13 protein-coding genes and 1 riboswitch are annotated in these 16,175 nt (G+C 40.7%); of the genes, 6 read left to right on the top strand and 7 right to left on the bottom strand.

The window, feature by feature from the left end; translation table 11 throughout:
* Positions 1-46 precede the first annotated feature (46 nt).
* A complete protein-coding gene (locus ACQYAC_RS12570) occupies positions 47-1,393 on the bottom strand; it encodes an amino acid permease (protein ID WP_003214712.1) in 1,347 nt (448 codons plus the stop codon).
* 162 nt (positions 1,394-1,555) lie between these two features.
* A riboswitch (glycine riboswitch) is annotated at positions 1,556-1,635 on the bottom strand.
* Positions 1,636-1,899: 264 nt separating this feature from the next.
* Here ACQYAC_RS12570 and ACQYAC_RS12575 point away from each other — a divergent pair.
* The 3 genes from ACQYAC_RS12575 (at position 1,900) to ACQYAC_RS12585 (ending at position 5,458) form a co-directional block, all read left to right on the top strand.
* Positions 1,900-2,919, top strand: a complete 1,020-nt coding sequence (locus tag ACQYAC_RS12575; RefSeq protein ID WP_429943416.1) for a LacI family DNA-binding transcriptional regulator — start codon at positions 1,900-1,902, stop codon at positions 2,917-2,919.
* Positions 2,920-3,356: 437 nt separating this feature from the next.
* On the top strand, positions 3,357-4,538 hold the full coding sequence (locus ACQYAC_RS12580; RefSeq protein WP_429943417.1) for an MFS transporter: 1,182 nt from the start codon (positions 3,357-3,359) through the stop codon (positions 4,536-4,538).
* A gap of 17 nt (positions 4,539-4,555) precedes the next feature.
* On the top strand, positions 4,556-5,458 hold the full coding sequence (locus ACQYAC_RS12585; RefSeq protein WP_058013249.1) for a shikimate dehydrogenase: 903 nt from the start codon (positions 4,556-4,558) through the stop codon (positions 5,456-5,458).
* A 42-nt stretch (positions 5,459-5,500) separates the two neighbouring features.
* On the opposite strand, the gene ACQYAC_RS12590 is transcribed toward ACQYAC_RS12585, so the two are convergent.
* Both ACQYAC_RS12590 and ACQYAC_RS12595 read right to left on the bottom strand, forming a co-directional pair.
* Entirely contained in the window at positions 5,501-6,694 is a 1,194-nt protein-coding gene (locus tag ACQYAC_RS12590; protein ID WP_058013248.1) for an MFS transporter, read from the bottom strand.
* A 167-nt stretch (positions 6,695-6,861) separates the two neighbouring features.
* A complete protein-coding gene (locus ACQYAC_RS12595) occupies positions 6,862-7,167 on the bottom strand; it encodes a YxiF family protein (protein ID WP_429943418.1) in 306 nt (101 codons plus the stop codon).
* A 140-nt stretch (positions 7,168-7,307) separates the two neighbouring features.
* Between ACQYAC_RS12595 and ACQYAC_RS12600 the strand changes: the two genes are divergently transcribed.
* Positions 7,308-7,469 (top strand): hypothetical protein, encoded by a 162-nt coding sequence (locus tag ACQYAC_RS12600; RefSeq protein WP_429943419.1) that lies wholly within the window; start codon positions 7,308-7,310, stop codon positions 7,467-7,469.
* A gap of 53 nt (positions 7,470-7,522) precedes the next feature.
* On the opposite strand, the gene bglA is transcribed toward ACQYAC_RS12600, so the two are convergent.
* Together bglA and ACQYAC_RS12610 are read right to left on the bottom strand one after the other, a co-directional pair.
* Positions 7,523-8,962, bottom strand: a complete 1,440-nt coding sequence (bglA, locus tag ACQYAC_RS12605; RefSeq protein WP_429943955.1) for a 6-phospho-beta-glucosidase BglA — start codon at positions 8,960-8,962, stop codon at positions 7,523-7,525.
* Positions 8,963-8,971: 9 nt separating this feature from the next.
* Positions 8,972-10,870 carry a beta-glucoside-specific PTS transporter subunit IIABC gene (locus tag ACQYAC_RS12610; protein ID WP_429943420.1) on the bottom strand — a complete coding sequence of 633 codons (1,899 nt, stop codon included), beginning with the start codon at positions 10,868-10,870 and terminating at the stop codon, positions 8,972-8,974.
* A gap of 154 nt (positions 10,871-11,024) precedes the next feature.
* Between ACQYAC_RS12610 and ACQYAC_RS12615 the strand changes: the two genes are divergently transcribed.
* The gene (locus ACQYAC_RS12615) at positions 11,025-11,735 is read left to right on the top strand and encodes a GntR family transcriptional regulator (protein WP_429943421.1); all 711 of its coding nucleotides are present in this window, start codon (positions 11,025-11,027) and stop codon (positions 11,733-11,735) included.
* 49 nt (positions 11,736-11,784) lie between these two features.
* Here the strand turns inward: ACQYAC_RS12615 and ACQYAC_RS12620 are convergent, their stop codons facing one another.
* Positions 11,785-12,792: a hypothetical protein gene (locus tag ACQYAC_RS12620; RefSeq protein ID WP_429943422.1), complete on the bottom strand. Its 1,008-nt coding sequence runs from the start codon at positions 12,790-12,792 to the stop codon at positions 11,785-11,787.
* 72 nt (positions 12,793-12,864) lie between these two features.
* Positions 12,865-15,039, bottom strand: coding sequence for an Ig-like domain-containing protein (locus ACQYAC_RS12625; RefSeq protein ID WP_429943423.1), 2,175 nt, complete (start codon positions 15,037-15,039; stop codon positions 12,865-12,867).
* A gap of 239 nt (positions 15,040-15,278) precedes the next feature.
* On the opposite strand from ACQYAC_RS12625, the gene ACQYAC_RS12630 reads away from it, so the two are divergent.
* A complete protein-coding gene (locus ACQYAC_RS12630) occupies positions 15,279-16,175 on the top strand; it encodes a PhzF family phenazine biosynthesis protein (RefSeq protein WP_429943424.1) in 897 nt (298 codons plus the stop codon).

Raw genomic sequence — 16,175 nt, forward strand, 5'->3', positions numbered from 1 at the left:
AACAAAAAGCACAGCCTAATACAAAGGCTGTGCTTTTTTCTGTCCATTATGACGCACGGCGTTTCTTTCGTGCATAAATCAATAATAAGAAACCAAACCAAACCGGTGTTAACAAGAGCGCCGGACGTGTTGCATCCGCAAACAGCATGATCACAAGAATGGCAGCAAAAAGGACAAGAACACAAATGTTTACAAAAGGTGTGAACGGTGCTTTAAAGGTAGATGCTGCATGCAGTTCAGGCTTTGTTTTTTTATATTTCAAATGGCAAATTAGAATTATACTCCATACCCAAATGAAACAAATGGCGCTGATGGTTGTGACAATACCAAAGGCTTGTTCTGGAATCAGCTTGCTTAAAAGAGCACCGACCGAAACTACAATCGTTGAAACGAATAGTGCATTACTTGGAACAGCGTGCTTGTTCAGGCGGCCAAAGGAAGATGGGCCCTGTTTTTGATGACTGAGATTATACAAAATTCGGCTCGTTGAGAACATACCGCTATTACAAGCCGAAGCCGCAGACGTCAAGACAACAAAATTAATGAGTCCCGCTGCTACTGGAATTCCAATCAGCCCAAAGGTTTTCACAAAAGGACTTTCTGATGCACTGAGCTCAGTCCATGGATTGATACACAGTAAGACAAAAATGGCGCCCACATAGAAAAAGAGAATTCTTAATGGAATTTTATTAATCGCAGATGGGATGTTTTTTTGCGGATTGGCTGTTTCTGCTGCGGACACACCGACCAGTTCCACTCCCACATACGCAAAGATGACCATTTGGAATGACAGTAAGAAGCCTGTGACACCATGCGGGAATAGTCCGCCGTGTGACCAAAGATTCGTTACCGTCACCGGCCCTGCATCTGTTTGGAAACCAATGATTAAAAGGACAATTCCAACGCCGATCAGCAATAGAATCGTAATCACTTTAATGAGTGCAAACCAAAATTCCATTTCTCCGAAAAGCTTCACCGTTAATAAATTAAACCCTAGTAAAATCAACAAACAAATAATAGCAGGAATCCATTGCGGGATATCAAACCAATACTGCACATACACTCCGACCGCAATAACATCCGCCATCGCGGTCATAATCCAGCAAAACCAATACGTCCACCCTGTCACAAAGGAAGCCCACGGACCAAGGTAATCCTCTGCAATATCGGTTAATGACTGATAGCCTGTCTTCGATAAGAGTAGTTCACCAAGTGCCCTCATGACAAAAAAGATCGCCATTCCGACAATTAAATAAGCAAAAATGATCGATGGCCCTGCCAACTGAATGGCCTTTCCAGAGCCTAAAAATAGCCCAGTTCCAATGGTTCCGCCAATTGCAATCAACTGAACATGGCGGTTTGATAAATCTCGTTTTAATTCTTGTTGTTCCAATGCTAACGCCCTCCTACGACACGATCTTATACTGAAATAATGAACTCTCAAAAAGTCCATAAAAAAAGAGATTGGATGCGCTCCAATCTCACGGTCATAAAAGAATAGCAAAATAGAGAAAAGCAATACACGGCTTCATCCATGCATTACAAATACAATATTTCGTACTCTTCTGTCCTTTTGCCTGAGATTGTGAACCCTTCGGCGCCGCACATACATGCGGTCTCTCCAGAAGCTGCTCCTGCTATAGTGTGACCCACAGCAATCATAGCCTTCGTTATTTACTTAAAATGTTGCTATTTCTGAATAATTTCATATTTTACGCCTCTAAAAGAAAGCTGTCAATGGAAATCTTTTATGAGTGACGGTGGCAGCCATATAACTTCACTTCATCAATCCCCCTTGATTCATGTATAATAAATCAAAAGATGTTCGGCTCGTTTGATGGAGAAATCCCTCTTGATCAAGAACAAAGTTAGGTAATCCATGGAAGTTGGTGAAAACAAATGAAAAAAATGAACAAACAGCGTGTCACATTACAGGAAGTCGCCAAGCATGCCGGTGTTTCGACTTCAACGGCATCACTTGTTGTTCGAAATAATCCTAGAATCTCTGAAGCCACTCGAAAAAAAGTACTGCAATCCATGGAGGACTTAGGATACGTATACGACCGCGTTGCTGCCAACATGCGGTCAAAAAGCTCAAATATCGTTGGCGTGATTGTCACGGATATTTCTAACACCTTTATTTCTGAGTTTTTAATTGGCGTGCAAACCACACTTGAATCACTGGGCTATACTGTTTTACTTGGTACGACCTTTGACAGTGTCGATAAACAGGAGCGGCTCATTTCCACAATGGTAGAGCACCGAGTGGGCGGAATTATTTTAAACCCAGCTTCAAAAAGCTCTGCACGAACGATCAAACAATTAAATCAAATTCGCACCCCAAAAGTACTGGCAAATCGTGAATTATCAGATGTGCAATGTGACTATGTCGGTGTTGATTATGAACAAGGTGCTTGGATGGCGGTTCATCATCTTCTTCAAAAGGGGCATCGGCGTATCGCCTTCTTAGGCGGCATCAAGACCTCATCGACTTGGATTGAGCGGATGAAAGGTTTCAAAAAAGCCCATGACGAAGAAAATCTGACGATTGATGATTCTCTTATTATTGACATAGAACCTACTCGTGAAGGCGGGAAAGAAGCACTTGGCCAAGTGCTTGATCAGCCTGAGCCTCCTACTGCTATTTTTTGTTTTAGCGATCTAGTCGCATTTGGGGTCATTCAAGAACTGTCAGCACGGGACATTAAGCCTGGTGAAGATATCGATGTGGTTGGATTCGATAATGTTCCTGAAGCGGAGATGTACCATCCGCCGCTCACCACTGTTTCCTCCTTCCCCCGATCCATCGGGGTAAAAGCAGCGAACCTTTTATATCATAAAATGAACGAACAGGATGAAGAGCTGCAGAGATTGATCTTAAAGCCTCAACTTCATATTAGAGAAACCGCTCCCTCATGATGAAAAAGAGAATTGCATGCAGCAATTCTCTTTTTTTATTGATCAAGTCAATGATTTCTTTGTTTCATTTTTCTTTTTTTAAAACACAAAGTCATAAACTTGACACATTTAAAACACAGGAGTATATTTATCTCGTTGCTTCTTTTAGTATATCGTTATACCTATTTCATCTTATCGTTATTTCTATTGAAAAACAGGAGAAATTGATTTTTTATGATTCTGATCAAATCATGAAGTGTCATTTTCTAATTAAGACTGGTATTATTTTTTGCATTTTGGTAGAACGATGTACTTAATTGAAGAACAGATGAATATTCATTATTTTACTCATCAATCACACAAGGGGTGTTGTGATGGACTTATGTACATGTAAGGAAATATCAAAGGGTATACAAAGAATTTAACCTTAAAGGGGTTTCAAATATAGGAGTGGGAACATGAAAAATCCTTATATTAAATCATCACTTGGAATGTATTTAAACTACTTCATGCTTGGCATGATCAATATTATTGTAGCTTCTAACATGGACAGCTTATCTGAACGTTACCATGTAGATATTCCGAAAATCAGCTTGCTTGTATCGGCGATCGGAATTGGTAAACTCATTGCTCTCTTTTTCTCAGGCCGGTTAGCCGACAGTTGGGGACGTAAGCCTGTCATTATTACAGGAAATTTTCTTTACTTATTATTCTTAATCGGTATTCCAACGACAACGAGTTATACACTGGCATTCATCCTTGCGATTTCAGCAGGTATTGCAAATTCACTGCTTGATTCAGGAACCTATCCTGCTTTGACAGAGTCATTTCCGAAGAAAGCAAGTTCGGCTTCTGTTTTAGTGAAGGCGTCTGTATCCATTGGTGCGACTGTTCTTCCATTTATCTTGGCGTTCCTAGTGGCACATGACATCTTTTGGGGCTGGGCGTTCTTTGGACTAGGAATTCTTTATTTACTTGTTGGGATTTACTTAATCTTTATGCCCTTCCCGAACCACAAGCAAGTTTCTTCACAAGACGCTCTTCCAGTACAGGAGCAGCTGAAAGAAGAACCAAAAATGCTTGGCGAAGGCTTAGCTGTTGTACTCATGGGATTCACGTCAACTGCATTGTTTGTCGTATGGCAGACATGGCTTCCACAGCTCGGGTTAAAATTAATCGGACTTGGCACAGAACAAGCCACACAGCTTCTATCTTATTTTAGTATCGGTGCACTGGTATCTGTTCTCTTGCTGTCGATCGTCTTAGACAAATTCATTTCACCGATTATGGTAGCGATCATTTATCCAATTGGGGCGTTCCTTGCAATGCTTTCACTTTTCCAAATCGAAACATACAGCATTGTCATTATCAGCACCTTTTTCTTAGGGCTATTTACAGCGGGAATCTTCCAGCTGGCGATGAGTATCATGATGAAACTATTCCCGACAAACAAAGCAACGGCTTCATCCTACGTCAACATTGCGGCAAGCTCCGCGTTTATTCTCGTGCCACTCATTACAAGCGGATTGGTCAGCACGTACGATATTAAAATGACGTTATTTTTCGATATGATCATTGCGGTTATGAGCGTATTGCTAGCGGTCTTTGTTCTTGGACGCATGAAAAAATTATTTAGATAATTAAGGAGATGTCAATCATGACAAACATACATGAACGAAATATTGATGGGAAAACAAAATTAGTCGGTCTTCTTGCTACACCAATCGGGCACAGCCTTTCACCACGGATGCATAACCTTGGCTATACACTAACAGGGATCAACTATGCTTATCTCGCATTTGAAGTAGGAAACGATGAACTAGAAGCAGCCGTATACGGTATGAAAGCAATGGGTGCAGCTGGATTTAACGTCTCTATGCCGAACAAAATGAAAGTACTAGATTACTTAGACGAACTAGACGATTCTGCAAGATACACACGTGCAAGCAATACCGTTGTCAACAAGGATGGTAAGCTCATCGGTTACAACACAGACGGTCTTGGATATGTGAGAAACTTGATTGAACACGGCGTTGAATTAGCCGGTAAAAAGGTCACTCTCGTTGGCTCTGGCGGTGCGGCGACTCCAATTGCGATTCAGCTTGCACAATCTGGCATTCGTGAAATTAGTATTTTTGCTCGTAATGACCAATACTTTGTTCAAGCAGAAGAAAATGTAAATTATATCAACAACGAAATGAAATCCTTCGGTGTCAAAGCAAACATTTTCCCACTTGAAGACAAAGACGCGTTCCGTCGTGAAGTAGCTGAAAGTGCGATTCTAGCAAACGGGACAAGCCTTGGCATGAAACCACTAGATCAACTCAGCATTATCGATGATACACTTGATGTACTTCGTGAAGATTTGATCGTGACAGATGTCGTATACAACCCGCAAAAAACAAAGCTTCTTGCGCAAGCACAGGAAGCTGGCGCCAAAACCATTAATGGTCTTGGAATGATGCTATGGCAAGGTGCACTTGCTTACAAACTCTTTACTGGTGAAGATATGCCAGTTGATCAAGTAAAACAAATTCTTTTTGAAAATGACCGATTCTAATACAAAAGAAAGACGACTTCCCTGAACGGAGGTCGTCTTTTTTTAATCATGCACCATGATTTGGCGGTATCGATACAGGATATACAATGCGCCGATAATGGCCGCAACAGCCACCACTGCATCGAACATAAAGATTTGTAAAATGGACGAGTGACTCTGAATTAAACCTGTTACAACCGGGATGACGATAGCCGACACGCCGCCCGCCGTGGAGATAATCCCTGTCATCGTCCCTTTGTTTTTCCAGAAGAATTCAGCCATCACAGTTAACGTCAGCTGAAAGACTCCTGCTGTTGAAAATCCCAATACAAACGCATTGATGGTTCCGATGACTGGAGATTTCACGACCAAGAGTACACAAATAGAAACAAGTGTAATGATTGGATAGATCAGCAGCACAGTGACTGGACGGACAAAACGGCGCAACAGAAATGCGAGCATCACGACAGACAGCAGCCCGCCCATGCTATAGTAACTGAGCAGTTTCACAGCACTGCCCGATGCCATCCCCAATATAGCCTCACCGTACGTAGGAAGCCAAATTTGCGGCAAAGCATATAGCCCATTTGACGTAAAGCTGATCACAATGAGTGCGATCCCTTCTCTCCAAAATGTAGGCTCTGTCGAGAAGCGCGGAAGTCCGTCATGGTCCGTTACCTGGACTTGTTCTACCTTGCGATGATTCGGAAATGGCAAGGTCCACAGCATCAAGACATTCACAAGGTAGATCAGAGCAGGAACAAAAAATGCCATTCCATAAAACAAATCATGCTCTGCCAAAAAGAAAATCGCGAGTGGCAAAATGGTTGCCCCAATTGATATAAAGGCCTTCACCATCACATTCGCAGATCCCGAATTTTGCGGGAAAGCCTCCATTAATGCAGGATACGTCCCAGCATCCATCGCTGAATTCGCGACTCCTGCCAAAATCGCAAACGCAAACGCAATTTGATAATTCGGTGACAATGGGATTCCGATCAGGAACACCGCCATCAGCACACCCGAAACCAAAATGACCGGCTTCCGCCCAAAACGATCTGACAGCACGCCCGATAAACCATACGTAAGTACCCTGCCAATGCCAAGCGCCGAAATCATATAACTAATTCCTGCACTATTGGTATCTAACTGTTTGATTAAAAATGGCATATTGGAAGCCAAAATTATATTGACCATACCTAATAAAAAGTAATTAATATACAGACTAGAAGCCGTTCTCACATACGGATTCCTCATCCTGACACACCCCTCAACACCATCGCAATGAAGTGACCGCTTATAAGATCTCATGTGTGAGGAAGAACAGCTTTACAGCCTTCACGTTCATACATCTCATCATGTCATGCAGCTCGCAGCTTACATGCCCTTCATGTATCAAGCATTTCTTCAATTTTTCACTGCTCTTATTTTATATGAATGTGAAAAGTAATGATAGTGAATTGCTTAAATTTGAGGGAATTGAGACGCTCTCGGTAGTGGTTTCCATGTATTTGAATTTTATCTTCTCTTGATTGAAGGAAAGTAAAAACCTTTTGACAAAACAGTTGATTTTCTTCGATATCTAAAAATGCGTTTTCTGGTAGTGTCATATAGCTTAATTCGTTCATTAAGTGCTTTCTTCTGCTTCTTCTTTTTAAGGTGTCCATTTTTGCTTTAGAGTTATTCATATTAGCGACCTTAATCTTCCCTTTCCATCTCGTACTTATCATTACGATACATACTTCATTAGAAAATTCATTACATCAAATCATGTAATAAAACCTATTCATATCTTTATCTCTTTTCAACCTCTGCAGCGATATGAGACAATGCTAACTAAAAACAAACCACTCTCAAAAGGAGTATCCATATGTATAAAAAAATTATTCCTGTTGTTATGGTAATATTCATCCTTTGGATTCTTCTTCAAATATCCTTGAACATGAATATCCTTCACAATCCAATGAACTATTTTGTCACTATTACTCTCTTTTTTCTTTGTATTCAGTCTCTATTAAAACATAAACGATGAAAAACCCGAACAAGCATATACCACGCTCATCCGGGCTTCTATTATTTTCTTTATTACACTTCTTCACCATTCGTGGCAATGACGTTTTGGTACCAAGTAAACGAATCTTTTTTGAGTCTCTTCATTGAACTGTTGCCTTCGTTGTCGCGGTCAACATAGATCATGCCGTAGCGTTTTTTCATTTCACCTGTTGTGAATGACACGATATCAATGATGCCCCAAGGTGTGTAGCCAATCAGGTCAACACCGTCGTATTCGATGGCTTTTTTCAGTGCTTCGATATGAGAAGCGAGATATTGAATTCGTTCTGGATCATGAATGGAACAGTCTTCCTCCACTTGATCAATGGCACCAAACCCATTTTCAACAATGAAGAGCGGGATTTGATAGCGATCGTAAAAACGATTCAACGTATATCTTAAGCCTGTCGGGTCAATGGACCAGCCCCAGTCGCTTGATTTGATATAAGGATTATCTACACCATGCGGAAGGGCTCCGTTGACAATGTCTCCGTCGTTATCAGACACCGCATCACTTTTAACCGTTGTCGACATGTAGTAGCTAAAGCCAAGATAATCTACTTTCCCTTTTCTTAAGCTTTCTTCATCACCTTCTTCAAACGGAATATGATAGCCTTCGCGTTCGAATTCTTTCAGTGCATAGCTTGGATAGTAGCCCCGAACTTGTACATCTGGAAAGAAATAGCGTTGTCTCATATATTCTTCAGCAAGCATGACATCCTCTGGATTTGAGGAATATGGATAGATTGGCACATGAGAAACCATTGCACCAATTTGAAAAGCAGGATTGATTTCTTTTCCTTTGGCTACTGCCCATGCACTTGCAAGTAATTCATGGTGTCCTGCTTGATACATGACTTCTTTGGCATTTTCGCCTTCTTTGACTGATACCCCTGAATTTGTCCAAAGGAACAGTGGGTTGTTGACATCCATTTTGTTATTGATTTCATTAAATGTCATCCAGTATGTGACTTTGTCCTTGTATCGATTGAAGCACACTTCTGCGAATTTCGCGAAGTATTCAGCGACTTTTCGGCTTCGGAATCCGCCGTATCCTCTTGCTAAATGAAGGGGCATTTCAAAGTGAGACAACGTAATGACAGGCTCGATTCCATGTTTAATCAGTTCATCAAACACATCATCATAAAACTGTAAGCCTGCTTCATTCGGCTCTTCTTCATCCCCTTTAGGGAAAATTCGGCTCCAGCCGATCGATGTTCGCAAGCATTTTAATCCCATTTCAGCAAACATGGCGATATCTTCTTTGTAACGATGGTAGAAATCAATGGCTTCATGGTTTGGATAAAAAGTTCCTTCTTCTATCGTTTCCGTGATCTGTCTTGGTACACCATGAGCACCTGCTGTCATCACATCTACAACACTCGGCCCTTTGCCAGCTGCATTCCATCCACCTTCGAATTGATGAGCGGCTAATGCCCCGCCCCATAAGAAATCTTTTGGTAAAGTCATTATCTATTCCTCCTATTTCACAATTGTCATCATCACGTCAGTTGGCTGACATGTCGAACGTTTCTCTACAATCACATCTTCGTATGCTTGGGTATTGGTAATGATAACAGGTGTGATTGTTTGTAATCCTTTGCTTTCAATTGCTTCCTGATCAAATGTCATCAACAAGGCACCCTTTTTCACCTTGTCGCCTTCTTTGATATTGAGTGTAAATGCCGATCCATCTAGAGAGACCGTATCAATTCCTACATGAACAAGTAACTCTACACCAAATTCAGAACGCAGACCAATCGCATGTTTTGTTGGTGCAAGCATGACGACACTGCCGTAAAACGGTGCAAACAGTTTGTTATCGGTCGGATGAATGGCAAAACCTTTCCCCATCGCCCCAGAGCTAAATACGGCATCTGGCACTTCAGATAACGAAAGCACTTTTCCTGTAAGTGGAGCCGTGATCATTTCTTCATTGTTCATAGAAGTATTTGGCGTTTCTCCGTCTTGATCTTTAACAGGTGTTTCACCAGCTGACTGTTCTACTGTATCTTCTCCATATCCGAACATTTGAATAAGCACAACTGGTAAAATGAGCGCAATGGCCACACCAATCAAAATACCAATGATAGACGTTGGATAATCTGCACTGATTCCGTTCACAATGGTCAGCGGGCCAGGCAGCCCTGCATATGCAAAGTAATAAGGCGTAAAGAAGCTGGCTACAACGGCACCGACCGCTCCAGAAATACACCCGAAAATAAACGGCTTTTTAAAACGTAAGGTGACACCATAAATCGCAGGCTCCGTAATACCGAAGAGTCCTGTAATTCCAGCTGAAACCCCAACTTTCCGTGTTTCCCGATTTCTTGCTTTTAGAATAACTCCCAGCACCGCACCGACTTGAGCGATAACAGCGATGGTTTGATATGCCTGAAAGGAGTCACGTCCATATTGTTCAAAGTTCGCAAGTACCATTGGCGTGATGCCCCAGTGAACACCGAAAATCACGAGTACTTGCCAGAAACCGCCGATAATGGCCCCTGCCAGAGCTGGTATATTTTCAGCTAAAACATTGTATCCGTTTGCAATCCCATTTGCACCTGCTGTCGAAAGAGGACCGATTAATAGTATGGTTAACGGAACCATGACGACCATACATAAAAATGGGACAAATAGCGGTTTGACGACCTCATGAATTCGTTTGTTTAAGAATTTTTCAACATAGGAAAGAATCCATACTAAGAAAAGCGGTGGCAAGACGGATGATGTATAAACCGTTTCAGATAATGCAATCCCTAAAAAGGTCACACCTTCCCCTGATGCTACACGTCCAGCAATCTCTGTCCAAGAAGGACTGACAAGCGCTGCTGTACAAGCAACCGCGATATACATATTCGTTTTGAAATGCTTGGCTGCAGTTATCGCAATAAAAATGGGCAAGAACGTAAACGGTGCCCAAGAAATAAAGCTAAACACTTCATAAGTGCCTGTTTTCGAGAAGCTTGGAAATATCAAATTTATTAAGATAAGTGCACCTTGCAAAATACCAGCTGCGGCTAAAATATACACAAATGGCGCAAACACAGCGGACATGGTCGCAATGACCCGATTCAGTATCGTTCCTTTATTTTCATTCGGCTGGTCATCATCCGACGTTTGGAGCTGAACAAGGTTGGAAAAATGCTCATATACCTCACCTACATGCTGACCGATCACAACCTGAAACTGACCACCGTTTTCCACCACTGTAATGATGCCAGGCATGGCGTTGACTGCTTCTTTTGCCTTTGGATTAGAACGCTTCAGCACCAAACGCAGCCGCGTGGCGCATCTTGCGGCACTCACCACATTTTCTTCTCCGCCAACTGCCTCTAAGATGTCTTCTGCGAGCTTTTGATAATCCCTCACTTTTGACATATAAACCCCCCCTTTATCACCAATAGTATATATACATTATAATTATACCGGTACAATTTATCAATGCATATATAATTTCGTTTAGCATATCAAATAAAAATCGGTATGTGCTATAATCAAAGACAATAAATCGTGAAAACAAAGAGGATTAGCTATGTTAAAGTATCAACAAATTGCGAGCGATATTGAAAAATATATTGTCACCCATGAGCTGCAGCAAGGGGACAAGCTTCCTGTACTCGAAACCCTCATGAGCCAATTTGCTGTGAGTAAAAGCACCATTATTAAATCATTAGACTTACTCGAAAGAAAAGGAATTATCTATCAAGTGAGGGGCAGCGGCATCTTTGTTCGAAGACACAGGCGCAAGGGCTACATTAGCCTTTTATCCAACCAAGGGTTTAAAAAAGATTTAGAGGAGTTTCAACTGACTTCAGAGGTTTTAATGCTAGACACCCTCAAACCGCCTGAAGAAGCAGCGCTTAATTTGAATATTGAAGAAGATGAGGATGTTTTTTACCTCAAACGCATCCGCTATATCAATGAACAAACCTTATGTCTAGAAGAATCCTATTACCGAAAAACCATCATTCCCTATCTCAACACAGAAATTGCCGCCGATTCTGTTTTTAAATTTATCAGCGAAGGCCTTGGGCTCAAAGTCGGCTTTTCCGATATGTACTTGCAAGTAGGTAAACTAAATGAAATCGAAGCAAAACACCTCGGCCTTAAACAAGACGATCCCGCTCTCCGCGTCGAAACCGTCTTTCATCTCACAAACGGCCAGCCTTTCGATTTCTCGAAAATCACATATAACTACATGCAATCCCAATTTTTTATTCAAGCGAATAATTATTATGGGTGATGGTTGGAAAAGACCCCTCATAGCTGAGGGGTCTTTTAAAGTGGACATTTTATTTGTAATAGTTATAGTCATTAAACGTTGCTATCATATCTTCTTGTGTTCCTTTTTTTCCACGATTCGTATTAAAATATAATGTTCCGTCATCAAAATCGACAGCTTCTATTTCAAAAAGAGTAAATGCACTGCTCGTAATTCGGAATGAAAGATCTTTTCTCGTAAACAATTCTTTTGAAAAATCCTTTGTAGGTGTCTCCTTTTGCTCTTTGATCATTTGATTAATATTTAGCGGATATGTGAGAATAACACTCACATTAGAAGCTCCTCCGTTAGTATCCGGTTTAGATAAAGGTACATATAATGTTCCTTGATAGAATGAGATTCCTTGAAGAATGTATTTGGACACATCAACCACTGATTGGTTTACGACAGCTTTTGTATAATTTAATGCAAATGTTGCCTCATATTCAAACTGCCCTTTCTTGTCATTGAAATTCCCAATAAAAAAGCGATTGCCAGACCTTACAATAAACTTATCGGTTCCAACAGAATATGTGATGCCGCTAATTGATAAATTCGCCCCTTGGTACTGCAGGACATAGGATTTAGCCACTTTGTACGTATTTTTCTTCGTGTTCACACTTAACTTCACTATTTTTTTTACATACTTTACACCATCGGTCATCGGCGCTACATATAAGCTAACTTGTTCATCACCTTTTTGAGCTTTCACAGCTAGGTCATTCGCATGTCCTAAATCATTGATAGTACTGTTAGTGTCAGAGTTTTTAAGGAGCTTAACCATTCTTTTGCTGGACGAGTTGTTCATTTTTGTCGAATACAATTGCGTCATATGATTTGACGTATTTATTTTTGCAGAATAAATCGTATTATTATTACGATCTACAGCCATCCCTTGCATAGAAGTGTAAAACCCAGAACCAGACATTGCAGAATACGTTGTATACGTGTTGAAATATCCTGATTGAGCCTGAGCTGTAGTTGACCACACGCACAAAAAAATTACATATATTAGGATAATATACTTTGTTTTCTTCAAATAAACACGCTCCTATCGAAATTATTTAGCTATTTAAAAATCGCCACCCTAAATGAATGGCGATTGAACACTCTACTTTTCAGCCTGAAACTTCTTTACTGTCTTACTACTTTCCGACATGCCTTTCCCAGTGACGGTGAAGTAAAGCTTTCCACCCTTGGCACCTAGTTGTTTAAAAGTGACTTTCACAGCCTTGTCTTTAGAAGCCGTTGATTTTCCAATCAGCTTCCCTGATGAATGATAGATTTTGACAACATCTTGTTTCGCTAATTGACTGATCGTGACAACGTCTTTTTTCTTCTTGTTGTTCACGATTTTGATTTGATTGCTTTTTAGCGCAGCAGAGGGTTCACCTTTAAAAGAAATGGCTTGCTTTACGCTTTCCAGCATCTTATCTCCGCTACGCGTCACATACACTTTGCCGCTCTTAGCCCCTACTTGTTTAACGTACAATTTGATAGATGAACTGTTCGCTGGTTTTGATGTGGCAAGTAGTTTTCCATTTGTTGAGTAAACTTTGATGACATCTTTTTTCTTGATCTTACTCACTGTAATGACGTCTTTTTTATTTTTAAGATTATTGATTTTGACTTGATTGGCTTTTAAAACATCTGATTTTTCACCCTGATAACGGATTGGTACTCGATTGCCCTCTTTTAAACCAGGCTCTTTCATACTAATATAAAGTGTTCCATTTGTATGGCCTAATTGTTTCAAGGAAATCGTCATGTTCGAGCTAGATGCAGTTTGTTGAGCAATTGCTTTTCCACCAGAAGCTTGTTTAAAGATTTTAATGACAGATTGTTTTTTGATTCCTTTTATCGTCACCGTATCGTTTTTTCCTTTGTTGTTTGTCACCTTCACTTGAGATGATAGAAGTGGAGATGTGATGACTTTTTTAACGGTAACAGCTGGCAGGGCAACCTTTCTCTTCCCACTTTGCAACGTGATGATCACTTTAGATCCTTTTGTTAATTTTCCTGTTTTTAATTTGAAGTTTTTCCCCGGTGTAATGGCAAACGGCCCATATTTCTTTTTCGTTATGCTTGAGCTGAGTTTCGACATAGCTCTTATTGTGTTATCAGTTTGCACCTCTACAACAGCTTGATCACCAAACGTACTGATACCATTAATCGTATCACTTGAATCATCAATTTCTTCCACAAAAACTTTCTGTACATCTTCCTGAGATTGATCCGTTTCATTCGGGTTATCTGCCATGAACGACTTGACTGTGATTAAGTCACCACCGATTAATTTTGAAACAGGAACATCATAGTGTCCATTAGGGTTTGTCTGACCTTCCCCAATGACTCTTCCCTCTCCATCTAAAATATTGATCATACTTTTAGGAGTTGCGGTCCCAGCTACTGAAGTGGAAAGCTGAGTAAATAGATCAAGAGTCGGAGCTGTTGATCTAAGTCGGAAAGTGGTCTCATATAAAGCATTATCAAAAGAGGGTTCCATCACTTGAAATTTACTTTGATCCAATGCTTTTATTGTGTTTTTGTCCACACTCAATTCAAATTTGCCATCACCATCTGCAGTCATCGATTGAATGATGTCACTTGATTTTTGATTTTTAAAGACGATCTTTGCATAAGGAATTCCCGTTTGGCCTTTCACTGATTTAGACCATTTCGTCGTAGGAATAAGTGAGATTTTCTTAGGATTAACAATTTTTTTGTAAACGTCGATATTGCTGCCAGTCGTCATTTTCACTGTTAGAAATGTGCCTGCATATAGGGCAGGCAGCTTTAAATGAATGTCATCATTGAATGTGCCTGATGCAATCACTTTGCCATCATTCATGACCTCTATTTTTGTGTTCTTCACTGTTTTTCCAGTTAGCTCGTGAGAAGTATCATATATCGGATCTAATGAGGTAAACGATTCCTTGAAAACATACACTTTGTTTGAAGAAAGCTTTGTCCCATTTTGGTCATACGTATCTAACTCCACCGTTTGGCCTGAACTAAAGTTCTGAGAAAACAACTTAAAGTTTCCGTTACTATCTGCTTTTGCGTAGTGCATATATTTAGATTTCCAGTTACTCGGAACACCCCAATCTACGAATGCAACGATTGCGTTTGGCGCTGCTTTACCTGTTAGATAATTATCACCATATTGATAACGATCAATCGTTGTTTTCGTTCCACCCTCTGCGGCACTCACATTTTCCTGTATATTGAAAGTTAACATCATCATACAGAGAATAGAAGCTGCTATTTTCAGGACTATTTTCATAAAGTTATCCTCTTTTCCTATTAATGTTTTAATATACAAATATTATACATTTCATCCAAAGTAGGCACAAGAGTTAATAGTGTGACCAAAGACTTATCTAATTACTATTTTAATAATACTGTAAATTTCACTCTCTTACATGAACACTTCCGATTTAAAGTATCAAAAAGATTCATTTTACGAATGCATTAATCAAACTTATGATAAACGTAACAAGAATGTATAGGGGGATTCATTATATGAGAGATGTTAGGGTGTACCATGTCGATGCGTTTACAACTGAGAAATTTGGAGGAAATGCTGCTGGGGTCGTGTTGGATGGTGATCTTTTAACGGAGGATGAGATGCAGAGCATTGCCAAGGAGTTGAATTTACCGGAATCCGTCTTCTTGCTGCCTGCCCATGATAAGGAAGCCGATTATCGCGTCAGATACTTTACACCGACGGAAGAGGTTAATTTCTGCGGGCATGCGACTGTTGGATTGACTTGGCTTTTGGCGACGGAGCTTGGGCTGGCAAAAGAGAAAACAGGGGTCGTGTTAGAAACGAAGATTGGCAAGGTTCCTGTTGTATGGCACGAAGAAAATGGCAAAGTCATCGATGTGGAAATGACGCAGGTGACACCGGAAACGCGGGATTTTATAATCGATTTAGAAGAGCTTAGTGACATGCTTGGTATCAGCTGTGACCGCATTGATCCATCGTATCCTATCAAATTAGCAAACACCGGAAACTGGCATCTACTCGTTCCAATGAAGCACCAGCAAGACATCGATCAAGCGGCACCGAACTTAGCCGCTTTAGGGAAAATGAATAAAGAACAAAATATCACGACGACTCACCTTTATTCATTTCACACCACAAAAGAGGTTGATCTTTACACGAGGGATTTTGCACCTGGGATTGGGATACCCGAAGATCCGGTGACAGGGGCAGCAAACGGAGCATTGGCTGGCTATCTTTATTTGGAAGGTATCATTTCTCAGCAAGAAACCACTCTCCTGCACATTGCCCAAGGGGATGCCATCGGCAGACCTGGCATCCTTCGTATCACGGTCATTCCGGATGAATCAAAGCCTGTGATCAAAGTGGCAGGCGCGGCGGTTATCACTATTCGAGGCGTGTTGACCTTATAA

The sequence above is a fragment of the Bacillus sp. MM09(2025) genome, from assembly GCF_050496725.1.
Taxonomy (GTDB): Bacteria; Bacillota; Bacilli; order Bacillales; family Bacillaceae; genus Bacillus; species Bacillus pumilus.